The following is a 22,876-nucleotide window of genomic DNA, read 5'->3' as shown; positions in this document are numbered from 1 at the left end:
TTTTTAGTAGTCTATTTCCTCATCCCCGCTAAAGACCGATTTTTTTCGTTTCGGTTTGGTCGTAAGGGGTGGTTTTTCTGTTTTTTCGGGCTTTTTCTTTTCTGTGTGCACCACTGTTGTTGAATGAACACTTGGTTTTGTTTCCACTACGTTCCATGAGGATCCATGGTCGTTACAAACATCCTTAGGAGCTGTTTGTGGGATAAAATACTCTTCAAATAGGTCGTGGCACTGTGACCCGGGCAACTTTCCCGACATCCGGCAGACCGTCTTTTTTACGACTTTGACATCACTGAGCCAAGGAAAATCGATTGTTGGTTCGCGGTCGAGGGCCCTTGCCATAAAGCGACCCCAAACAGGAGCGGCTAGTTTCCCACCGGTCATCCCTCGTCCAAGAGAAATCGTTCCTACATCATACCCAAACCAAACCGAAGTCACAAGTTCCGGTGTGTAACCCACAAACCAAGCATCTCGAAAGTTATTAGTAGTTCCTGTTTTTCCGTAAGCCTTGCGATTCAGTCCATAGGATAAAACACCCCGACCCGTTCCTTCTTCCACAACATCACGCATCATGGAAGTGATGAGAAAGGCAGCTTCTTTGGAAATGATCTGTTTGCGGTCATCATCTTCATAGTCTTTGCGAAAGTCTTTGATGACTTTTCCTGCATTGTCTTCTACATACAAAACTGAGATAGGATTTACCGTTTTACCACCGGAAGCAAGAGCTGCATAGGCTCTTGTGAGTTCATAAGGTGTGAGTTCGAAAGATCCAAGTGAGACGCTGAAATTATAAGGAATGTCGCGGCCAGGTAGTTGTAAAAGTCCTCGTAAACTCTCCATTAGGTGAGATAGACCGACTTGTTCTAAGACCCGAACGGCTACAGAGTTTTTAGATTGTTCTAATGCCTTTCGTAACAAAATAAAACCAGAGTATTCGCTACTATAATTTTCAGGAGCCCATTCATCTCCATCTTCCATCAAATATTGAAGAGGGGAATCTGCAAACAGTGTAGCAGGTGTTACATTTTTTTCTGGATCTGGGTTTTTGCCAGAGTAGTCCATAGCCGCCGCATAGAGGATGGGTTTGAATGCAGAACCTGGTTGGCGGAAGGCTTGAAAGGGGCGGATTTGTTGGTTGTCGGAACGAAATCCCGATCCACCGACAAGGGCAGTGATGAATCCCGTATCAGGTCGAATGGCGATGAGGGAACCTTCTACCGGAAGGAGATGATCCTTTGTGGTTTGGGAAGTGTAGTTTTTATCGATCAAATCGCCAAGAAAATCATCACCCGTTAATAAATTCAGAGCAGAGAACTCGTCTCGTAAATCTTCTTGGTAAGCAGAAGAAAACGTACGTTCTGTCCTGGAAATACGAAATTTAAAATCAGGAAGGTCATACAAATCGGCAATTAAAGAATACCCACTTCCATACAAATCATCAAAGGCATCAATGTTTCGAAACGCTCTTTGGTTGGATTCTATGGTTTGTCTTTGAAGAGCGGGTAGAAGTGCTTTTTCTGCTTCCTCTTGGTGGCGGATTTGGATGGTAGAATAAATTTTAAGTCCACCGTTGTACAAACGACTGGAACCAATGGAACGGATTAAGTTCTTTCGAATGTATTCTGTTACATAAGGAAAACGATTGAGCCTATCAGAAAAAGCAGAATCGTTTGGGGAACGATTTAAATTGGTATAATATTCTCCAAGAGCCGCATATTCTTTTTCAGCATCGGCAACAGACATCCTTCCATTCTCCACTAACTTACGAAATACGACTCGCACTTTGTTCATACTGGATACGGGATTGACAATCGGACTAAACTGGGTGGGCCTTGTAGTAAGACTTGCAAGAATGGCTGCTTCTCCCCAACTCACATCTTGGACTTCTTTACGAAAGTAAAACCGGGAAGCCGCACCAACACCAATGGTTCCGTGCCCCAGTGGAATTTCGTTCAAATACACTTCTAAAATTTTATCTTTAGGATAAACAAGTTCGAGTAAAATCGCAAGCCAGGCTTCCCTAGCTTTTCTTGCAATGGATCTTTCGATGGATAAAAACTTGAGTCTTGCTACCTGTTGTGTGATGGTGGAGGCACCTTCTTTCACACGACCTGCCATGATGTTCACAACAAAAGCACGAGCAATTCCTTTTAAATCGATTCCATTATGTGAGTAAAAAGAATTATCCTCCGTGGATAAAAAACACTGGATGACCTTGTGCCGGTTATCCGAAGACAAAGTGTTTTCTTCTGGTTTTAGTTGTTCTAAATGAACAGGGATTCTTGAAAATTTATAATATTCTGCTATGGGTTCGTAATTCCCTTTGTCATTTAATCCATATAAGGTGGAAGGGATATCGTAAACGGCAGCTTCTTTTAGTCGAAAGAAATCCTTGATGGAACCTGTGAGTAAAAAAACATTCAAAACACCAAAAGCAAAAATGGCAATGGTTGTGTTTCTTAATTTTTTGTCTCCGGTCCAAATCCTTTCTGTGACAGTCCGAAACCAAATGATAAAATACTTTTCAAAGAGCCCAACGGGTTCTTGTTTCATAAATTTCCCTTAACTTTAAATCCACATCAAACGAGTGGAGAAAATTCCTTCATATGGTCAATTCCGTGGTAACGGAGACCAGTATCCAAATTATAACCACCGAGAGATTCCAGAATTTTCGATCTGCTTTCCGGAGAAAAACTATATTCGTAGGCTCTCGTTAAAATTTCTTTGCTGGCTTGGCTTGCTTGGTTCAAAAGTTCAATAAAAGAGTCGTTGAACTTACGTTTCGGGTCAGCGGGATAGAACCATTCCCTTTTTTCATCGTTCATAATCTTCGGATTGATGGTATCTATAGTAGGTAACATGAGCACACTAGCATTGTATTTATGAAAGGTAAGTGTATCCACTACGCTCACAAGCCCTCGCATAAATGCACTTCTGGAATCCAAAGTGGAGGTGAACCTGTAAAAACCCAAATAGGATTCGTTGAGAATATCACCTGGGATGATTTTTTTTTCGGAACCTAGGTAAGAAGAGGCAAACTCTTCTGGATATGTTTCTTTGATGGACTGTAACCAAAAATTCCAAAGTACAGGATCCATTTTATTTTTAATCCCAACGGTTCTATGGCGGATGTCAATGTACTGGGGGAAGTCGTATTCCCTGGCACTCATTCCCCATCGGTGGTTGATGAGAAGTGTGTCGAGTCCAAACTCAACCTTCATGTGGTTTACTTGTGCTTGGTAAGAAATTTTCTTATCGTTGTTATAGTAATCCCCTGAGATATAAAAGATATAAGGATGGGTTTGGATGTCCACAACGCAGTGACAAATATACCCTAAAGTAAAGGCCAAAAAACGGTCCCGGTAAAGTCCCATCTCCGTATCATGAACTTGATCAAGAAAACTTAAGATCAGTTCCGCAACATTGTGGTGGTGGGCAAGGTCACCGAAGAAAGCAGCTTTCTTTGTCCGTTTGGGTTGTAACACGTGATAGAAGTAAAAGATATCGGGGGCCACTGCACCTAGGTTGGCGTAAGAGGAAACATCGGGACGTGAAAGTAATGCGGCCATTCTACGTTGGGTCGCATTTCCATGTTCCAAATGTTTTTTCACTTGGGAGAGTGCTTCAATATGTGTAATCTTTCCTGCCATTTTCTACTTTTTTGACTTTATGGAATGGAACCTATTGAAAGGTTTATCTTAAATCCTATGACATCAATCGAAAAACTAAAGTTTTTGAAAGAAGACCAAGTAAGGTCTTTAGCAAAAGAATTCGGCACACCCATCTTTGTCTATTCTGAGAAAGAAATTGAACAAAAATGTGACGATACCTTGGCATTCCCTAATGCTTTCGGATTACAAGTCCGTTACGCCATGAAGGCCAATCCCAATTCCAATATCCTTCAAATCATGAAAAAGAAAGGCATCCTCATCGATGCTTCTTCAGAACATGAAGTGGTGCGTGCCCTCCACTTTGGATTCAAACCAGAATCCATTATGTTAACTTCCCAAGAATTTCCTAAGGCTTTTGAAGAACTCATTGGGAAAGGGGTGAAGTTCAACGCTTGTTCCCTCCGCCAATTGGAGGCATTTGGAAAGGTTTTTCCTGGAAAATCGGTTTCCATTCGTTTCAATCCAGGTCTTGGATCGGGTCATACCAAAAAAACGGATGTTGGGGGAGTCACCTCTTCCTTTGGAATCTGGCACGAAAAATTACCTGAAGTCAAAGCCATCGTAGAAAAATACAATATCGTTGTAGAAAAAGTCCACACTCATATTGGTTCGGGGAGTGATCCCGAAGTTTGGAAGGCAGTGGCCAAATATACTTTAGAATATGCAGAAGCTTTTCCTACGGTAACAGTAGTGAGCCTTGGCGGCGGATACAAAGTGGGTCGAATGGAAGATGAAAAATCCACCGACTTACAAAAGATTGGTGCTCCCGTGAAACCACAGTTCGAAGAATTTGCTGCCAAACATGGCAGAAAATTAATTTTAGAAATTGAACCAGGAACCTATCTCATCGCACTTTGTGGGGCACTTTTGACTACAGTAGACGATCTAATGGATACAGGCCCTAAAGGGTTTCGGTTTATGAAACTGGATGCAGGAATGGATTCAAACACCAGACCTTCGTTATATGGTGCAAGACATCCACTTGTCACTGTGAAAAAAGAAGGCGGGGTTCCGAAATCTAACGAAGAATATGTGGTTGTTGGTCACTGTTGTGAATCAGGCGATGTATTCACCCAAAAAGAAGGTGGAGAACCCATCACAAGACTTATGGGAGAAGCGGAGATTGGTGACTATGTAGTGATGGAAGCTGTTGGGGCCTATTGTGCCGGAATGTCCACAAAAAACTACAATAGTTTTCCTGAGATCGCAGAAGTATTACTTCGTAACAATGGTGAAGGAAAATTAATTCGTAAAAGAGAACCAGTTTCGGAAATCTTTAGAAACGAAATCCTCGTTGTCGAATGAACAATCTTTATGTTGTCCTGCTTGCTGGTGGGACAGGGACTCGGATGGGAACGGAAGTTCCCAAACAGTTTTTAAAACTAAGAGGTGAGTCACTCCTTCGGCATTCGGTCAAACGATTCCGAAGTTTTGGGCTCATCAAATCCATCACTGTTGTTTCTCATCCTGATTGGATTTTGGAAACAGAAAAAGAATTAAGTGATTTATTAGAATGGAATGACCGGATTGTGCCGGGTGGTGAGTCTCGCCATCTGTCTACGTTATGTGGAATTCAATCGATTTCCTATGATGCTAAGGATATTTTTTTTATTCATGATGTGGCTCGTCCCAACTTCAAACAAAAAGAACTCTATCAATTAGTGGAACAAACAAAAATTTTTGGTGGGGCCAGTATCATTTCCAAAGTCACGGAAAGTTTGGTACGAGTGGGGATCCACAAAAACTATACAGAGGAATCCTTAAAAAGGGAAGAAGTGTATGCAGTAAAAACTCCCCAGTCCATTGCTGGGTTTATGATTGCAGAACTTTTGACAGAGGGTTTGGATGCGGATATAAAAAAACATCCAACAGATCTTTGTACTTGGATGGGAAAACGAAGGGTAGGGATTGTGGAAACAGATCATCACAATATCAAAGTCACAAGCCCTGGAGATGCAGAGCTTGCAGACTCTTTGTTTTGGGAAGAACTACCGACCGTGGAATAATTTAAAACGTTGTTTCCAGATCCAGACGCGAAATAGGTTTTTGTTTTCTATCGTATCAATTTGAATTCCAAACCCGCTTGGTTTTCCATACTTTCCTTGTGGGTTGGACCAACGTACCACACCACCCACAGAAATTTCCCCAGACCTTGTTTGGATTTTTACATTACAAATTTGATCCTGTCCTAATACAGAACTGGATTCGATATACAAACCTTCCATAGAAACATTGAGTAAGGTTCCTTGGCAGATCTTGTTGTCGTTACCAGAAAAGTTTACTGGGTTGGATACTGGGTATCTCGGGGCAAAAACTCGAGATAGAAATGCTTCGTAGATTTGTTTTTCTTCTTTTTGATTGATCTGGAAGTAGAGTTGTACACCTGCAATTTCAGATCCATCACTCTCTTTGTCGATACGTACAATTTTTGCATGGACCGAGATGGAAACAGGTTCTCTATTTTCTTTTTCTAACTTTAAGAGAAGATTGATTGGGTCTCCGACTTTTAGAAAATGATGGAGGGGGATTGGGATTAAGATTCCGTTTCTGGAAATATTAATTGTTTGTCCGTCACCTTCGCGTTCGCCGTCAGCATTGGCCCAATGGAAAGGAATGGGATGGGTTTCTCTGTATTTGATCCTCCATCCGCGACGTTTTCCACTTAAGTAGGGAGCTGCAATTTCTCTTCGTAAGAAATAAAAGACAATTCCAAGAAGAACTGTGGTGATCGCCATATTCCAGATGACATCGGATGTGTGGATGCGGATGCCTGCTAAGAAAATCTTCTTACCTAGAGTGACAGACAAAACCATCCAAACATTATATGTGAGGATGAGAAAACTAAAACATAAGAACAGATAATACCCAAACTTCTTTTTGGTGATGAGGCCATAGGCAATGATGGCACTGAGAGCGGAAAGAACGTACTGCCAAGGTTGGATTCTAGAAAGGATCATACTGAAATGTTCCAAATCCAAATCGTATAAAGTTGCAATGGCAAAGAAATTGAGGAATGGTACGGCAAAAAAACCGAACGTAACCAATAGAACGGGGATGGGGTAGTTGAAGAACCGCAAAGTCACCCGAAAATCAAATTCGATTTTGATTGTTTAGTCAACTTATTTTTAAAACTTAGGGGTTTCGAGAAGGAGATCCTATCTCAACTCTGAGCCTCTGGTTCTACTGAATCTGGTGTTTTGTCCTCATTACTTGTGACAGATTCTGTGGAAATTGGATCTGGTCGCAACGTGGGCATTTCGTTGATCAAAGTATGTAACTCTCTTTGTCTTTCTGAAATTCCATCTTCTACTGATGTTAGGCGGTTTATGATGCTATGAAGGATGACTGATAGAAAACCTGGGCTTTCTTTTCCCATAGCAAAAAAGATATCTTTTGTAATGACTCCCACTTTGGTATCTTCAGCAGAGGCAACAACTGTCGCAGCTCTAGGTGATGGGTAAACAAGAGCCATTTCTCCAAAAAATTCCCCAGGCCCAATGTCCCGAACATATTGATCTTCTCCTGAGGCTTTGCGTTTGAGAACTTGGAGCCCTCCGGCAAATACAAAAAACATCTTCCCGTTACTCTCTTCTCCTTCTGAAAACACTTTGGTTCCTGGAGAAAAATGGTCGATGCGGACTTCTGTGATGTACTTTCGCAAATGGTCTACATTCATTTTTCTTCTTCCTTTTTGAATTCTTCTAACATTTTATCGAGTTCCGTAAGCCTTGCTTCCGCTCTATGGAGTTTTTCTACCGTACTTTTGGTGAGTTGGAATAAAAAATGCGTATTGATACGAGCTAATTTTTCAAATTGGTCATCCCTAAGAATTCCGACCCTGGCATTGGCAGAAACGACGCTGATGGTCATGGCCCTTGGTCTTCTTGTCAGAAGCGAAAGTTCTCCAAAAAACTCACCCGGTCCAAGTCCCTTGATGATCTCTTGGGTTCCATCTGGCAACCGTTTGGTGACGGCAAACATTCCACTCATGATACAATACATACTTCCATCATGAGGATCATCTTCACGAAAGATGACATCCCCTCGCAAATACACTTGCGTAGAGATATTTTGCATAAATTCCAGTATGTTCATCGGGTTTGTCCTATTGGTATCTGACATGAGAATAAAAATTCAAAACAAAGGCAAGAGAATCACAAAAACTCACTAGACAGATTTCCCTAGTACAAAAACCTGCTTATACAACCACAATGCGGGCGTGGCGAAATTGGCAGACGCACCAGATTTAGGTTCTGGCGCCGTGAGGCGTGGGGGTTCAAGTCCCTCCGCCCGCATAACAAACTTTCCTCAAAACAATCCAAACATTCGATCCAATACGAACCTAGGGACTTGATCAGTGACGCGAGCATCAACTGTGACGACCCATAGGGAGTCATAGTTGATGCAAGTTTGCCTGGATGGCAAACGCCGAGCGTTCACCGTGCCTCGAAGCGTAGCAAACACAGGAAGTGTTTGCAGCGAAAGAGGCAAGTCCTGGAGTAACTTCCTCTCAAGATAAAATATCTATCGAATTCAGTTTCAAGTTTCTAAATGACAATGATGATTGATTTACAAGATCACAATTTCCTCAATCACTGAATTGCCCCCATTGTCAACCCATATGTGCAGTTGCATTGTATACTAAAGTTCGATTACTTCTGATTTTCATCTGAAAGTTGTCTCTCGAAACTTACTTCTTTTAAAGAGACAACCAAATGTTCTTTTGATTTTTTTTTAAACCATATTTTAGATAAGTTGTTTTGCTGGGTGAGATCATTCAAACGGAAGGGTATAACATATGTTCTACATAGAAAATTGATATATTCTAATTTTCGTTTATCGAAGTAATCTGATTTTTTAACACTATTTCTATCAACCAAGAAAATAGCTTGATTTTTAATATTTGTTTTGATCTAACAGGCAGTATGAAACGACGTTATTTGATTTCCTTTTTCTTGATGATAATCTGCCTTTTTCAATGTAGTGGTAATACATTAGATTTGAATAAAAAGGAAAAATCGAATCAAGATGATACGACTTTGTTTTTAGGTGCGATCGGCTTTGCAGTGAGTAGAGGCTGTTTGGTGAATTTGCCAACGGGAGAGAGTTATTCGGCTCCCAATATGACATTAACGACAGAAAAGCTATATTTGGGTTTCCGGACTCAACCTGCAATTAGTACGATTACCGTTTCTTTAAAAGCAAATCAGATAGTACATATTACTTCAACGAATACGCCACTAAATGCAACATATTTCGGATATTTTAAAGCACCTAGATGCCCCATTGATTCAAGTTTGAGTAAAGTATATCCAATTAATACGGTTCCATTTCATATTGTTGAGAATACAGCTAACTCTATTAAGGTATATTCTGATGTTGATGGTGATTACGTTTTATACATTGAGTTAGATTTTTATGATAAAACCATAACATACAAGAATGATATTTATGCCAAAAAGGAATAGATGATCTATCCACTTTTATGGATACAAGCCTTCCGATGGATGAACCAAATCCTTATCTTTGAAAGGAATGTATCTCTTGTGCGACTAAAAAGTTTTCCAAATAGAGTTGGCAGTTAGAAAGATATAAATACCTTGTGCGAACTTTCCAGAAATACGTTCCCGGGTTTAGGGTTTGTAAGTCGATGGAACATTCAGTCCCACTGCAATCGGAAGTTTTTTCAATACTTTCAAAATTTTGACTCTTAGAAAAATCGATTTTATAGTTTTGAAATTTGCCAAGATATTCTTCTGCATAGTAAATGGTTGATCCATTACCTTTCTCATTTATAGGATCTCCGGGTTTTGGACAGGTCGCATCTCCTGTGGGAATTTCAACCGATACGGGGATACTTTCATTATTTTTTCCGATAAACTTGAATTTAAAAGTAAATTCGTTTCCTGTGACTTCGATTCCTTTCGGTTCCAGTTGGATGATTTGTTCATGAGCTAAATTAAGTAGAAAAAAAATGTCACGTAAGTCGGATCTACCTTGAGGATGAGATGTGTTGATTAAGGCAATGATTGGTAATATTAGAATGTATATTTTCTTTTGAATCGACTTTTGAAAAACTAAACGAAATTTGTGGAATATCAAAATACTAAAAAATGTAAGAGGTAGTAAAAATAAATCGGATTTGTCTGCTAAATTCATGGTTTCGTTAGAATGAATCCATGAATAAAATTTGTTATTTGATTCTTGGGATAAGTTAATCCAAATAAAGATAATGTTTGTTAGAAGAATTGAAAACCAAAAGAAGATAATCGGATTGATTCTTTTGGAAAAAAGAGAAAAAATTCCAGTTAAGATGAGTGGTGTGAATGTAAGCCCAATAACATCTGAAATTTTTCCGGTGATCCACCCAGGAAAAAATATTTTGAAAACGGAATCATTGGCGATCCAAAGAAGGCAGAGTAAAAAGAAAAAAAAGTAAGTTAATCTATTTTTGTTCATTAAAAATTTCCATAAAGAGGTTTTTCAAATTCGAAAAAATTCGCCACTTTGAAAGTGCAGTTTAACAATCGATTTGCAGTGATATGGACTACCATTTCGGAAACCGCCTGTGTTGTGTTTTTGGGATATGTGGGACAGGGAATTGCCAGAATACTTCGGAGACAAGCACTCACGGCTCTTTTTTCGTAATAGATACTTTTGTTTTGGTTGTCAGGGCTTGGATCCTCATCGTTCCCAATCTCTGAATATAAATAAGATTGGAATCCTTCCAGTTGGCAACTTAATGTTTTGATCATTGTGTATGCCGCGATTTTGTCTTCTGTCTCCTTTTTGGAAATTGTTAGGCTTGTGTTTGGATTGTCTATGGGAAGTCTACACGCGAAAAGACAAACTAACGATACTAAAGCGATACGAATCGGAACGGTCATTTTATTCTTCTTTTTGCTATTTATTTGATTTTTTTCACTTTGGTCTACGAATAATTTTGATTTGAAAATAAAGTTTTGTTTACAATCCACCTAACGAAAATGCCCTAAATTGTTTTTTGTCGATAGAAATTGAAAATCGATGGAAAGATTGACTCTTTATCAGTATTTGTTTATATAAGAATAGAATTAAAATTTTGGTGGTCTAGGTGAATTGGAAATGAAAGAAAGTATTAGAATCTTTGCGATCAAGTTGATGTTGTCACTCATTGCAGTTTCGGCCTCAGTCGGGTGCAAATCCAAAGAGGAAACAGGTTCAGGCTCTAAGGCCTGTTCTGAATCCTGGAAACTATACCAAACATGTTTGATCATCAATGATAATAAATTAAACTTTTGTGAACCTCAGAGGAATGGCATTGTGATGTCTTGTGGAATGATGTAAATAATTTGATGGTTTTGTTTTACGAAAATGAATGAGCTGTCTTTTTTGAATTGTATTTCATCATCAATTATATACTAACTTAATCAAGTTTTGGAGCGAAAATGAAAAAGGTAATTTTGATTTTAGTGATGTTTGGGTTGGGTTTCATTGGATGTAAAAAAGAAACAAATTCAAACTTAGATTCTACGCAGACAGAAAGTAATCCAAAGGAAACTAGTAAAAGTATGAAAAATACAATATCGATTGTGGAGATTCCTGTTTCGAATATGGATAGGGCCATCAAGTTCTATCAAACGATCTTAAATGTTTCCATAGAGAAGATGGCTATGGAGGATACAGAACTTGGTGTGATCCCAGCCGATGAAAACTCTGTGAGTGTAGTTTTAGTCAAAGGAAAGGACTATACTCCCACAAAGAATGGAATCATGGTTTATCTGAATCTGGGGGATGATTTGCAGCCTGCTTTAGACAAAGTGGAAAAAAATGGAGGAAAGATCGTTCTCCCAAAAACTTTGATTAGTCCAGAGATGGGATATTACGCATTCATCATTGATACGGAAGGAACTAAGATCGGTTTCCATTCAGCAAAATAAGATTTCAAGGAATGGGGAATCAAATCTTTGCCGTGTTAGATTTTGTTTGGTTTAGAATTTAATGTTGTTTTAGTTTGATTCCCTGCACCAGCGATAAGAGCGGAAATCCTTTTGCAAAGCAAAAGATTGAAGCGGATAGCGCGGTCGCATACTCTGTGGATTTTGGTTCACCAAACGATGGCGAGGTGCCCCCGGAAAAAATGTGTATTTATTTATAAAATTAGATAATTCCCAAATACTTCTTTGTCTTCGTCAAAAATGCCCAAAGATAACCCTCTGCTTTGATTCTCAATTCAGCAATCGTATTCCCCAAAGAAGTCCCTGCTGGTGGGGAAAGAGTTTGGCTTGTCACTCCACCGTTAAATAAGTTTTGGCTCGCTGGTACACCGCCCCGAATGCTATGAAAGGTATACACTCGATTGGCGGTCAATGGTTCCGAGATCACGATGTCTTGGAGCCCATCTGCATTAGTGTCTTGGAATGTTAAACCCATAGAAAAATTGCTACCAGCATTCGAACCAGAAAATAAACTATCGGCAGATCCCCCTGCACTTAGGTTCATATTGCGAAATCCGGTAATTGGATCATTTAACAATAAGTAAACGTCACCAATTCCCGAACTAGCACCTGTGGCTCCAATTAAAAGATCGGGCAATCCATCGCCATTTGTGTCGCCGGATGCTAGGTTTCCTCCGAAAGAACAATTAGTACTGTTACAACTTGTTGTGGGTGGGCCGATCAGTGTCGCCACTGGTGGATTTGGATAGGGGATTGTTGAATCACAAGTAGAAAGGTATACAAATACAATGCCTTGTCTTGAATTGAAGTTTGGTCCACCTACAGCGAGATCGATACAACGATCGGAATTAAAATAATCCAATACAAAACTTGCTCCAAAAAGACAACCAAGACCAGCTGCACAACCAGGGGAAGGTTCCAGTGGAGCAACTAGAATTTGTTGTGGGGTTGTTGGCAATGATCCTTGATTGGAAATAAAAATATAAATCCTTCCCCTATTTAGGGAGTATGTTGCTGCACTGACAACAAGGTCTAGAAAACCATCTCCATTCACATCTCCTGTATAGGCAAGAGAGCCAAAATTATCATCTGGATTAGGAACAGTCGCAGGATTTTTAAAAACAAAATTCGCTGAATTCGTGTTTTGCGATGAGATTCCATTTGTGCCCTGGCTATAGAAAATAAATAATTCGTTTTCCCAAGGCGATGCAAATATCCCATCATCATAACCGTCGTTATTGATATCAGCTCCGATGATATTGGTTCCAAATCTTCCACCACCTGTCACTCCATCGAGAATCGCATCTGCTGATCCGCCTGCATTTAGATTTTGAGAAGGAATTCCTGACTGACCTTGGCTTAAAAATAAATAAGCTCTTCCTGTCGTAAAATTATAAGCTTGAGCACCAATTAAAACATCCGCATACCCATCTCCATTAAAGTCCCCCGATCCGATGCGACTTCCGAAATAGGTATCCGTAAGTTGGCCATCAGTCAGTGTTGAATCAGGCGTTGTCCTTAGTTGTTTGGTTAAGGAGTTAATTCTGTACACATAACCATATCCTTGGACATTATTGGCAGGCGTCGCCGATACAATCAAATCGGGATACCCATCTCCATCCGTATCATGATTCGTTCCTTTACGCACTTGGATGGTATTGGATCTTTCGTAAGGAATGTGGGCATAGATGGTATGAAGGCTGCCATAGGTCCAAAAAGTACCAGTAACCGCTTTTGCAGGAAGTGCGTATCGCCAGGTTCCGTTGACCACTGGCACTTGGATGGGTGGTGCCCCATCAATTCCAACATTCACAAAAGTTATGCCCTGGGGCACGGTTCCCACAACAAACCCTGTTTCGACGATAGAGTGGTTGGTTAGGTTGGAGATGGTAACCGTTGACTCAGGAAGTAAGGCCAAATATACATAGGGAGACCACTTTTTCAGAAGGTCATTGTCAGGGCAGAGGAAATTGGATGACTTCATCAAACATTCAATCGGTGGGTGGGTGAGAGGGTTTGTCCAACAACCGAGGAAGCTAAAGGAGATAACGAATGCTAGAAACCGAAGACCGGGGTTCCATTTTTGAATGAATGTTTTAAATCCCGTCATTTAGAAAGCCTAACATTGTGTTGATGTTAGGTTTGCGGAGCCGGAGCGCAATAATTTATTATTATATGGATTTTTTATAATTGAGAAGCACAGAGCCGCTAGCAAAGGTTCTTGTCGATTCGAGTTCTAAGACTTGATTGGATTTTAATCCACCAAATAAAGATTCTCCTTTTCCAATGGCAATGGGGTCAATCATCAGTGAGTAATGGTTAAGAAGACCCATTTCCGAACACTGACGGACAACTTGTCCACTACCTAGGATTGTCATATGCAATCCTTTTGCTTTTAAATTTCGTATTTCCTCGATTCCATTGGGTGTTAGCACTTTCGTATGGTTCCAAGTCGTCTCAATTTGTGAATGCGAGATGACTAGTTTCTGAACATTTTGCATTTGTTCTGCGACAATCGGGAATAATTGGAAGGCATCTTTGCTTGTCCAAAATGATTCCATCATCAGAAAAGTCCGTTTCCCAAAAACCAAAGTGTTTCCTGAATTTAAGTTATCTTCTGAAAATTGGGATTCTTCGGGGCCATGGGAATGCCAGGAGATATCTTCGTTTTCCCCTTTATAAAATCCATCGAGGGATAAAAATAAAAATGCAGATAAAGATCCTTGGGTTTTCATCAGTTTTTCCTAATGTATATTTTCGAAATAAACTTAAGTTACATTTTAGTTTCAGTATAGAATGGTTTGAAAGTTATTTACAAATCTGAGTTTAGTCTATAAAAAATTAACATAATGATGTTTTTAGCTCACTTCGTTTTTTAAAAAATGTTTCGATGTCTTTTAGGAAAAATCTTGGATTTTTTAGGAGAATCCTTTCAAGAAAATTAGGTAAATAAAAAATAGAATCTAAGAAAATATCTTTTCTTTTGTATTTTTTAAGTCATGATCTTTCGCATGAGTTTTTTTGAAAGTTTGAAAGCCGTCGCAGCTCAGGCAGTAGAGCTAGTACAAAACAATCCACAAGTGGTTTCTGGGATACAAAAGATCATAGAAGAGAATGGTGGAGTTTCTGGAATTGTCCAAAAGTTTAAAGACAAGGGTTTTGCAGAAGCCGCATCCTCCTGGGTAGGAACTGGAGACAATGTGAACATTGGTGCCGCCGATGTAATGAAAGTTTTGGGGAGTGATTCCGTTAAGGAACTCGCAGGAAAAGTGGGTTTGGATTCTGAAGCCACAGCAGGTCTTATTGGAAATTTATTACCAATGGTGATTGATAAACTTTCCCCAGACGGAAAAGAACCAAGTGGAGATCTTACTTCACAACTTTCCTCTTTAGCTTCTCTATTTACAAAATAAAGTGGAAACATTATTTTATACCCACCTATGAAAAATTAGGTGGTATTTCCCTCCAAACCCCCATACAATTTGTCTTGCCAAATTTACTTTTGAAAAAAATTCTTCCTTCCATGAAGAAATTGTTCTTAGTTTTCTTAACTTCCTTGGTTTTGTTTCAATGTAAAAAAACACCTACGATTGAAATCGGTCAAAATGCATTTATTTCTGCAACGGTTCTGAATGCTCGGAAAACTCCGACACTCGATGGAGAAAAAGTGGGAAAACTAAAACTGGGAGACCAGGTTAAGGTTTTGGAACGTTCGGAAAAGGATGTGGAAATTGATGGGATTTCTGCTTATTGGTACCGAGTGCAATCGCCTACAATCACCGGTTGGGTGTTTGGTGGGTATCTTTCCATTACGAAAGTGGAATCTCGGGAGGCCATGATTGCTGCCGTTCAAGGAAATTTTGTTTTTTGTACCATTCCAGATCGATTGGACTGTTCCCATACAATTGAGTTTGATGGAGAAAGTTTTATTTACCGTGAATTTAATCAATACTCTGGCATTAGTGAAAAACTAGAGGGAGTGTTTGATGTATATTCCGACCATTTGGTTTTGGATACAAAATCGAGATTGGTCCGTCCTTCCATTTTCATCCAATTCCCACAAACAGAGGAAGAAAGAACTGCTTACAACAATGCCTATTTCGGATATTCCGATTCGGATGAACATTTGGTTTCTCTTAGTACATACCCAGTTGCGGGAAAACTGGATTTGTATTTTTATGTTTGTAACGACAAACTCTCGTTATTAAAAGAGAAAAAAGAAATAGATTCTGCTTGCAAAACGGAATATGCTTTTACTAAATCTTCTTACTCTTCTCCTTAAAGGATTCATTCCTTAACATCGTATTCGTTCGATGTGTGTTTGGATTTTTCCAATCCAAAATTCTTTTTTTAGATTCGGCAGGAATCTTGTTTAAAAACTCCTGCCAATGTTTTTCCTCCAAAACAGAATAAAAACCAGGCAAATATTGTATCTTTGTATCTTTCGATAAATTGGTTTTATATTCTTCGGCGGAGACTCCATACGCGATCCTGTAGAGGGGTCGATTTTTATGTTTTTCTTCCGGTAAAAAATGGAAAGCATCTCCTGCTTTATGATAACAAATAAAATAATCAAATCCTTGGTGAACAATGATGAGAGTGTCTTTGGGAAATTGGAACAAAGGAAGTAAAATTGAATAAAGTTTATAATCTTGGTTGTTGAATTCTTTCCCGCGGTTCATTGTAAAATACTGATAAGGGAGAATCAAAACACAGAGTAGAGTGACCATCCACTTTGATTTGATTCTGGTCAAACTAGGAATTATGAGAATTGTTCCTGGAATAAAAATTAAAAGGAACATTCGAAAGGGAAAACTAAATGCTGTATAACTAAAGATAGGAAGTGATAATAAAAAATATAATACAACCAGTTTGTCGTAAAAGGATTTTTGAAAGTGTTCCAGTTTGGATCTCGTAAAAAGATAAAAGATCGGAGATAAAAAGAATAAAATTTGTTCTAAGGCAAATTCTGGATAAAGTTTGGTATATTGATAAAAGGGAGATAAAAATTGAAACTTAGATTCTTCAAAGAGGATCGTCTTTAGATCTTCCCAGTGAAGGAGGTTAGGAAAAATAATCGTTAGCCCGAGCAAAAGGATAGCAATTCCAATGGCAAAATAAATCCCATAAAGTTTCTGAAACCGAACTTGTTTTAGAATCCAAGGAATCAAAAAACAAAGAGCGATCCCTGCAGTGATTTTATGGCTTAAAAATACCAAACCAAAAATGAAAACCAGTCTTAAGTAATGTATGGGTTTTCTTTGGTTTCCCATTTTTTCCAAAATCAAAATTTCTGTTAAAAACAGAACAAAGAATAAAATTCCGCCTAAGTTTTTGATAAAGTTAAAACTAAAATGGGGGAGAAAGGACGAGGAAACTAAAATAAGTCCAAATAGTAAGGATGTGGAAACTTGGTTTGTCAAATGGACGGCTAATCGGTATCCTGCTAGGAATAAAAATCCAACAAGTAAAGAAACAAATACTTTGTTTGTTACAACAATATTGGTTCCTAATTTTGAAAAATAAACAAGTCCATATAAAATAGGTGAGGCATCTGGACTAAAGAACCTTCCTTTGGTAATGTAGGAATTGACTTGAGCCGCATAGTAGTATCCATCAGCCCCGAAGGCAAAAGTAGAACTCAGTTGGACTATGAGTTGTAACGTTACTAGGAAAATAAAAAATCCTAGAAGTAAAACTTTCTTTTTATAATCGGTAATCATCGGAAGAACAAAGAACGAGTTCGCCATGTTCTTTTGATTCTATAAAGACCTGGACGTTCGAAAATCCATTTTTTGTTGTTTGTTGGAAATGTAATTTGTTTCGTTTGATGGGTTCGGGGCTTTTGATGCGAAAAGTTAGTTCGGATGTTTTTAATTCCCAAGAAAAAAATAGAGGAAAGGGATATGTGTTTTTGATTCGTAAATCTTTTGAAGGATAGACCACAGAAGCATCGGTTCCCAGTGGGGTGAATCTAGTTTCTTCGTTATACAAATCACGACTGTGAGGGAAACGTTCTAAAATTTGGAGACCCAGTTCTAAGGATAGATAATAAATGATCCCTGACAATTGGCAAAGACCGCCTGCTACTTCTGAACTTACCATTCCATTGCGGATCACCCGCCCTTCCGTGTAACCTTTAGGAGCAGTTGGGTTTCCGATTTCATTCCAAAAAGAGAAAATTCTACCTGGATCTAACACGCGTTCGTTTATTTTGTTAATAGCAATCTGAAGGTTTTGGAGTTTTCCTTCCTTCATAGGTGATTCTAATATAGGAAGTGTGAGTACCGTTTCAAGAGACCAATTGGATTTACTTTTGGATACCGGTTTTAATCCAAACAAAAAATAATCTCCTTTTAGGATGGCACAGATCCATCTTTGAAAGGTTTTCATTTTTAGTTTCATGGATGGAATCAAAGTTAGAATGTTAATCCAAAGAATTCAAAAAACTTCTGTGAAACTTCGGTCTGGATTCATGATATAAGAGCCCTTGTAAGGGTGGGGAGGGTGGTTGCCCCAGTCGTTTGGAGAAAGAAGGGAAAAATAAGAACCACTTTCTTTTTCATACAAATGTATGGTTTGTCCTGGTTTTTTTTCAAACTGGCAACGAGCTTTGTGTAGTTCAATATCTTTTTCTGCACGTTTGAGAATGAGTTCAGCTTCTTCTTTCAAACGGCGGATTTGGTTTGCAATGACCTCTAGTTTTCCATGTAAATGTAGTTGCACCGACTCTTCTGCAAGTTCGATTTCTTTAGCGCGATCCACAAGACTGATACTTGGTGCAAGCCTACTGGTACCATAAGTAAGGCTATGATGGGGTGTTTCCTGTGTTTCCATTCTAAGGATTAGAGAATCGTCAATTTTTAAATTTGCAATGAATTTCCGAATCGAAAATTGGGGTTAGATAGAAAAAGGCCTTCCTAAAATCACTTAGGAAAGCCGAAGGCCAAGGTTTTTGACGATCTCTATTTTTAAGATAGCGGTTGGTAACTCACAACCATAGCTTTAGATTTGATTTCTTTCGGCATGGAAGTTTTAGAAAGAGCCTTGGAAAGAGTTCCTTTGTCTTTGGATTTTCCCATTTGGACTACAAAGAATCCATTTTTCACAACTATGAATGTTTTTGCAGGCAACTTACCATGGTTATCCGATTTTAGTTGGGATAAAAATGTTTCCGCTGACTGTCTGCTAGTGAAAGCCGCTAGCTGCACAGTAAATTGTTTTCCTTCCGATTTAGATGAACTCACAACTTGAGAATTAGTTTTTTGTGATTTGGATGGTTTAGACGTAGGCGCTAAATTTTTGAAACTTTCCGCTTTGTTTGCGGAAACTTTTTTTTCAGAACGTTTGGTTAAATCCACAACTTGTTGTTTTTTCTCATCTTCTTCATCTTTGGCAGTTGAAGTTTCCACAAAGTAAGGATTGTTTCCTACATCTGCCATCGGAATCTCTTGGGAGAGATTTGTTTGTTCCTTTGTTTTGGTTCCTTGGACCAGGGCAGAGGCTACATTCGTTCCAGCGGTAACTTCTGTTCCATTTGTCCCTGTTGGTGCCGGAATGGATTGATCGCTTACCTCTGTGTTTGTTGGGATTGTTTCCAAGGCCTTAGCGCGAGTTAAAGTTTCTTCCGTTTTTCCTTTCCCAACAGAAACTCCTAAAAAGAAAATCGAAAAAAATAAGGCAAAAAGAAAGAGGGATAAAACTCCAATTCTTTGTTTATCTAAGTTGATTACGTAAAATACTCTTTCTTTCATTTTTTAATCCTTTTTTTGATTTCTGAATCTATGATGACAATTTGTTCTTTTAACTTTTCCCTTTGATTATCGTTCGTTACGACAAAATCGGAGAGAGACTTTTTTTTCTCTAAATCCATTTGGGAATGATTCCGTTTTTGAAAATCCACGTAATCCATCCCGCCGCGTGATTGCACTCTTTCCCAGGCCACTTCGGGACTTACCGCAACGGTGACAGTAAAGTCGCAGAGGGTGTGAGCATCTGTTTCGAATAAAAGGGGGACTTCCCAAGCAACGATGCTTCCTTCTTTTCTGGAACCCAGAAATTCGTGAAAGGTTTTGCGGATCATGGGGTGTAGGAGTTCGTTCATAGCATTTAGCTTTGATTTGTCGGAAAATGCTAATTCTGCAATTTTTGCCCGAATGGGTACCCCGTTTTCATCTAGGATGGATGGTCCAAAAATTTTTACGAGTTCTGGTAGAACTGGGCTATTGGGTTCTGTGAATCCACGTGCGATGGAGTCGGAACTAATGGTTTCGGCTCCCAACTCACCAAACATAGCAAGTACAGTGGATTTTCCTGATCCAATGGATCCGGTAATTCCGATCAGAGTTTTGTTGTTATGTTTTGGAGTCACGGGTTTATAACATAAAAAACCCGTGAAAGTACAAGTATTTTTTTGTGCTAAATTAGAAAAAAAATACTAAAGTATTTGGAGCTTAGTTTTTTGAAGTTTGTAAATTGTAAATCCAGTCTTGTACAAGTTTGGCGGACAATTTTGGATCTTCGATCATGGGTGCATGGCCCATATTTTCCAGAAGAACCGTTTCTAGTTTTGTTTTCATTTTCTTTTTTAAAACATCCATTACTGTATAATGGATGACCTTGTCTTCTTTTCCCCAAATCACAATGGTGGGTGCTTGGATCGTATCCAGTTTTGTTTCCAGGAAATAACCTTCTTTTCTGATTTGTTTGAGGATGGATGCATTCCAATCTCTGTTCGCAAAACTTTTATTGGCAAAGTAAGATTTTAAAAACGAAGGTAGGTAAGGTGGTTTGACAAAGGTAAATGCGAGTAACCGATCAAAGTCTTCGGGGCTTGTGACAAGGAGTGGGCTTGGTTTTCCTTGTTTATCAATCAATTGCATTTCGCTTGGAGTAGGGCTTTTGATTCCAGCGTTATCAAATAGAATCAAAGATTTTACTTTTTTTGGATATTTGGCAGCAAAGATTCCGGCAATTCCCCCACCCATCGAATTCCCCGCGATATGAAATTCTTTTAATCCTAAGTTTTCCGTGAATGAATAAAGTCTATCGGCCTGGGCTTCTTGTGTGTAGCTTAATCCTTCTGGTTTGTCAGATTCGCCAAATCCAGGAAGGTCGGGAGCAATCACTCGGATACCTTCGGGTAGGTGCCTAGAAAATCTAGTCCAGTGGTCTTTATCTCCACCAAAGCCGTGTACCACGACTAAGGTTTCGGCTTCGCCAGGTTTTTCTGTATAATTCCAATTCAGTCCATCGATTAAAACAGATTTTGATTTTAAATTCGATCTGTATCTTTCTAGGCTAATTCCTGTTTTGTGAAGGGTCGACGTACAATTCGCAAATAAAAAAATCGATAGGATGATGGTGGTAAATGGTTTCCCGTAGGTTTTCATTGTGTCCTCACAAAAAATATAAAGGTTCGTTGACAGAGGGATCTGGAAAAATACCTTGGTCGTAACCGAAGGCCCTGTAGCTCAGTCGGTAGAGCAGAGGACTGAAAATCCTCGTGTCGGCAGTTCGATTCTGTCCGGGGCCACGGTTGCCTAATTTCCAGCCTTTCTCTCTTCTCCCATCGTCCAAAGACCTAAAAATTCATTCTCTTCTACCTTCTTACAAAGTTCTGGCTTATAGAGTTTTTTTACCGGTGGTTTTGGATAAATATGAATCTCGTCATTGTCTGGGATAAAGGTGAGCATTCGTAAAATTGTATCTTGGCCTTCTATTTCATACATAGTGTAAGACATTCCTTTTGAGGGAATGATTTGTGAAGTTTCCAGATATTTGCGTGTGTTTTCTGACATAGTATAGACCTTGTTTCTCGTTCCTCTTCTTGCAACCAAAAACTTGTTATTTAAGTTTTTCGTTTTTTTAAGAATATCCTAGAGAACTGAATGAGTTTCTCTTTAATTTTGGGTGAAAAACCAACTGATACATTCAAGCGAAAATGACTGTCCCAATGTTTGGAAAGTCCAAAAAGAGAACCAGGTGCAATGGCCATTCCGATTTTTTTGGATTCAATTAATAGTTTATCACCATCTAACGGTGATTTGATCCACAATACGAATCCTCCCTCTGGTTTTTGAATTTCAAGAATACCCTCGCTGTAAAAGGACAAAAGTTTAAAATATTCTTCCGTGAGTTTTTTATACTCCGATCGTAAGAATTTTAAATGCCTTTCGAATGTTTGTAATTTCAAAAATTGAAGGACTGCCATTTGGGTAGGATTATTTTCTGAAATTTTATAGGCTCTTGTTCGTTTGGAAAGTTCACGAATGCCCGTTTTGGAGGCTACCCAACCGATTCTAAGACCAGGGGCTAGTGTTTTTGAAAACGAAGAACAAAGATAAGACTTCGGACCTTTAGGTTCTTGAGGAAAATAACTCACTAAAGGTTTTGGCCTAGTTCCCCAAAAATACAAATCTCCATAGATATCATCTTCTACCAAGTGGATTCCATATAAATAGGAAATTTTTGCCAAACTTTGTTTGGAAGTTTCACTCATCAAAATTCCATTCGGATTATTGAAGTTAGCCGAGAATAAAAACACTTTTGGTTTATGGCGTTTGATTAGTTTTTCATATTCATCCGCAGAGATTCCTTCCTCTTTTCGATAGGGAATTTCTACTACTTTAAGTTTTAGGGTTTCTAAAATTTGAAATAAACCAACGTAAATCGGTGAGGGGACTATGACTGTGTCGCCTGGTTCTGTGACACTGAGTAAAGAAAATGTAATGGATTCTGTACATCCACTGGTGATTTGAATTTGTTCCGAGTTTACCCTGTAACCTTGGAATGAGATTCGTTTACTTATCCAATCTCTAAGCCCGGAGTTTCCTTGTAAGTCCCCATAAGAAAAAATCTCTTTGTATTGGAGTGCTTTTTTAAAAGAGGAAACGATCCCTCCCAGTGGTAGATAAAAATCAGAAGGAATTGCTGCTCCAAAAGAGATAAGTTTTGGATCCATTACGGTTCGCATAATTTGTTGGATCCGATCATCAGCTTCTACAGCTGGATAAAATTCGTTTTGAGGCCCAGAAATGACGGAACTGATATTTGGATGTACAAAGTATCCGGACTGAGGAACTACATAAATATATCCTTCTTCTTCTAAAATTCGGTAAGCTTCTTTGGCTGTGGTGAGACTACAGGATTTCAAATTTTGAATTTCCCGAAGGGAAGGGATTCTTTCTTTTTCAGAATAATACCCTGATTGGATTTCTTTTTTTAAATCTTCGGCAAGTTGTTTGTATTTTGTCATAAGATAACTGT

At 38.9% G+C, this 22,876-nt stretch carries 23 protein-coding genes and 2 tRNA genes; 8 read left to right on the top strand and 17 right to left on the bottom strand.

Translation table 11 applies throughout. From position 1 onward, the window contains the following. Positions 1-3: 3 nt before the first annotated feature. Both EHQ70_RS04635 and EHQ70_RS04630 read right to left on the bottom strand, forming a co-directional pair. Positions 4-2,553 (bottom strand): penicillin-binding protein 1A, encoded by a 2,550-nt coding sequence (locus tag EHQ70_RS04635; RefSeq protein WP_135583930.1) that lies wholly within the window; start codon positions 2,551-2,553, stop codon positions 4-6. Between the two features lie 26 nt (positions 2,554-2,579). Further along, on the bottom strand, positions 2,580-3,650 hold the full coding sequence (locus EHQ70_RS04630; RefSeq protein ID WP_135583928.1) for a zinc dependent phospholipase C family protein: 1,071 nt from the start codon (positions 3,648-3,650) through the stop codon (positions 2,580-2,582). A gap of 57 nt (positions 3,651-3,707) precedes the next feature. Here EHQ70_RS04630 and EHQ70_RS04625 point away from each other — a divergent pair, with 57 nt between their 5' ends. Together EHQ70_RS04625 and EHQ70_RS04620 are read left to right on the top strand one after the other, a co-directional pair. Next, positions 3,708-4,976: a diaminopimelate decarboxylase gene (locus tag EHQ70_RS04625; protein WP_135583926.1), complete on the top strand. Its 1,269-nt coding sequence runs from the start codon at positions 3,708-3,710 to the stop codon at positions 4,974-4,976. Beyond that, a complete protein-coding gene (locus EHQ70_RS04620) occupies positions 4,973-5,677 on the top strand; it encodes an IspD/TarI family cytidylyltransferase (protein ID WP_135583924.1) in 705 nt (234 codons plus the stop codon). The genes EHQ70_RS04625 and EHQ70_RS04620 overlap by 4 nt, the downstream gene beginning before the upstream one ends. Here EHQ70_RS04620 and EHQ70_RS04615 read toward each other — a convergent pair. The 3 genes from EHQ70_RS04615 to EHQ70_RS04605 all read right to left on the bottom strand — a co-directional run bounded on the left by EHQ70_RS04615 (position 5,660) and on the right by EHQ70_RS04605 (position 7,766). After that, positions 5,660-6,754 (bottom strand): PilZ domain-containing protein, encoded by a 1,095-nt coding sequence (locus EHQ70_RS04615; protein WP_135583923.1) that lies wholly within the window; start codon positions 6,752-6,754, stop codon positions 5,660-5,662. The two genes, EHQ70_RS04620 and EHQ70_RS04615, sit on opposite strands and share 18 nt — an antisense overlap. 77 nt (positions 6,755-6,831) lie before the next feature. Then, the gene (locus EHQ70_RS04610; protein ID WP_135583921.1) at positions 6,832-7,347 is read right to left on the bottom strand and encodes a Crp/Fnr family transcriptional regulator; all 516 of its coding nucleotides are present in this window, start codon (positions 7,345-7,347) and stop codon (positions 6,832-6,834) included. Beyond that, positions 7,344-7,766: a cyclic nucleotide-binding domain-containing protein gene (locus EHQ70_RS04605; RefSeq protein ID WP_135583918.1), complete on the bottom strand. Its 423-nt coding sequence runs from the start codon at positions 7,764-7,766 to the stop codon at positions 7,344-7,346. Before EHQ70_RS04605 ends, EHQ70_RS04610 begins: the two co-directional genes overlap by 4 nt. A gap of 118 nt (positions 7,767-7,884) precedes the next feature. Between EHQ70_RS04605 and EHQ70_RS04600 the strand changes: the two genes are divergently transcribed. After that, positions 7,885-7,966: transfer RNA gene (locus tag EHQ70_RS04600), tRNA-Leu, on the top strand. 630 nt (positions 7,967-8,596) lie between these two features. Further along, a complete protein-coding gene (locus EHQ70_RS04595; protein ID WP_135583916.1) occupies positions 8,597-9,139 on the top strand; it encodes a hypothetical protein in 543 nt (180 codons plus the stop codon). 52 nt (positions 9,140-9,191) lie between these two features. Here the strand turns inward: EHQ70_RS04595 and EHQ70_RS04590 are convergent, their stop codons facing one another. Beyond that, on the bottom strand, positions 9,192-10,130 hold the full coding sequence (locus tag EHQ70_RS04590) for a hypothetical protein (protein WP_135583914.1): 939 nt from the start codon (positions 10,128-10,130) through the stop codon (positions 9,192-9,194). After that, the gene (locus EHQ70_RS04585) at positions 10,130-10,558 is read right to left on the bottom strand and encodes a hypothetical protein (RefSeq protein WP_135583912.1); all 429 of its coding nucleotides are present in this window, start codon (positions 10,556-10,558) and stop codon (positions 10,130-10,132) included. The genes EHQ70_RS04590 and EHQ70_RS04585 overlap by 1 nt, the downstream gene beginning before the upstream one ends. Positions 10,559-11,098: 540 nt before the next feature. Between EHQ70_RS04585 and EHQ70_RS04575 the strand changes: the two genes are divergently transcribed. Continuing rightward, the gene (locus tag EHQ70_RS04575; protein WP_135583908.1) at positions 11,099-11,590 is read left to right on the top strand and encodes a VOC family protein; all 492 of its coding nucleotides are present in this window, start codon (positions 11,099-11,101) and stop codon (positions 11,588-11,590) included. Between the two features lie 220 nt (positions 11,591-11,810). Here the strand turns inward: EHQ70_RS04575 and EHQ70_RS04570 are convergent, their stop codons facing one another. Together EHQ70_RS04570 and EHQ70_RS04565 are read right to left on the bottom strand one after the other, a co-directional pair. Beyond that, a complete protein-coding gene (locus EHQ70_RS04570; protein WP_135583906.1) occupies positions 11,811-13,718 on the bottom strand; it encodes an FG-GAP-like repeat-containing protein in 1,908 nt (635 codons plus the stop codon). Between the two features lie 61 nt (positions 13,719-13,779). Further along, entirely contained in the window at positions 13,780-14,343 is a 564-nt protein-coding gene (locus EHQ70_RS04565) for a dihydrofolate reductase family protein (protein WP_135583904.1), read from the bottom strand. Positions 14,344-14,619: 276 nt separating this feature from the next. On the opposite strand from EHQ70_RS04565, the gene EHQ70_RS04560 reads away from it, so the two are divergent. Further along, positions 14,620-15,021: a YidB family protein gene (locus EHQ70_RS04560; RefSeq protein WP_135584355.1), complete on the top strand. Its 402-nt coding sequence runs from the start codon at positions 14,620-14,622 to the stop codon at positions 15,019-15,021. A 110-nt stretch (positions 15,022-15,131) separates the two neighbouring features. Further along, entirely contained in the window at positions 15,132-15,890 is a 759-nt protein-coding gene (locus EHQ70_RS04555) for an SH3 domain-containing protein (RefSeq protein ID WP_135583902.1), read from the top strand. On the opposite strand, the gene EHQ70_RS04550 is transcribed toward EHQ70_RS04555, so the two are convergent. The 6 genes from EHQ70_RS04550 to EHQ70_RS04525 form a co-directional block, all read right to left on the bottom strand. Then, a complete protein-coding gene (locus tag EHQ70_RS04550) occupies positions 15,865-17,358 on the bottom strand; it encodes a hypothetical protein (protein ID WP_135583900.1) in 1,494 nt (497 codons plus the stop codon). The two genes, EHQ70_RS04555 and EHQ70_RS04550, sit on opposite strands and share 26 nt — an antisense overlap. Further along, a complete protein-coding gene (locus EHQ70_RS04545; RefSeq protein ID WP_341867404.1) occupies positions 17,315-18,001 on the bottom strand; it encodes a VanW family protein in 687 nt (228 codons plus the stop codon). Before EHQ70_RS04545 ends, EHQ70_RS04550 begins: the two co-directional genes overlap by 44 nt. A gap of 48 nt (positions 18,002-18,049) precedes the next feature. Next, a complete protein-coding gene (locus EHQ70_RS04540; RefSeq protein ID WP_135583897.1) occupies positions 18,050-18,445 on the bottom strand; it encodes a DUF2452 domain-containing protein in 396 nt (131 codons plus the stop codon). A 134-nt stretch (positions 18,446-18,579) separates the two neighbouring features. Next, positions 18,580-19,362, bottom strand: coding sequence for an SPOR domain-containing protein (locus EHQ70_RS04535; protein ID WP_135583895.1), 783 nt, complete (start codon positions 19,360-19,362; stop codon positions 18,580-18,582). Continuing rightward, positions 19,359-19,979: a dephospho-CoA kinase gene (gene coaE, locus EHQ70_RS04530; protein WP_135583894.1), complete on the bottom strand. Its 621-nt coding sequence runs from the start codon at positions 19,977-19,979 to the stop codon at positions 19,359-19,361. The genes EHQ70_RS04535 and coaE overlap by 4 nt, the downstream gene beginning before the upstream one ends. A gap of 82 nt (positions 19,980-20,061) precedes the next feature. After that, positions 20,062-21,000 (bottom strand): alpha/beta fold hydrolase, encoded by a 939-nt coding sequence (locus EHQ70_RS04525; protein WP_135583892.1) that lies wholly within the window; start codon positions 20,998-21,000, stop codon positions 20,062-20,064. A 70-nt stretch (positions 21,001-21,070) separates the two neighbouring features. Between EHQ70_RS04525 and EHQ70_RS04520 the strand changes: the two genes are divergently transcribed. Then, positions 21,071-21,143, top strand: a tRNA-Phe gene (locus EHQ70_RS04520). Positions 21,144-21,150: 7 nt separating this feature from the next. Here EHQ70_RS04520 and EHQ70_RS04515 read toward each other — a convergent pair. Together EHQ70_RS04515 and EHQ70_RS04510 are read right to left on the bottom strand one after the other, a co-directional pair. Further along, positions 21,151-21,408, bottom strand: coding sequence for a hypothetical protein (locus tag EHQ70_RS04515; protein WP_039937811.1), 258 nt, complete (start codon positions 21,406-21,408; stop codon positions 21,151-21,153). Positions 21,409-21,458: 50 nt separating this feature from the next. Further along, on the bottom strand, positions 21,459-22,865 hold the full coding sequence (locus tag EHQ70_RS04510) for an aminotransferase-like domain-containing protein (RefSeq protein ID WP_135583890.1): 1,407 nt from the start codon (positions 22,863-22,865) through the stop codon (positions 21,459-21,461). Positions 22,866-22,876 lie beyond the last annotated feature (11 nt).

This window comes from Leptospira congkakensis, from assembly GCF_004770265.1.
Taxonomy (GTDB): Bacteria; Spirochaetota; Leptospiria; order Leptospirales; family Leptospiraceae; genus Leptospira_A; species Leptospira_A congkakensis.
This window is presented reverse-complemented; position numbering and strand designations above follow the sequence as displayed.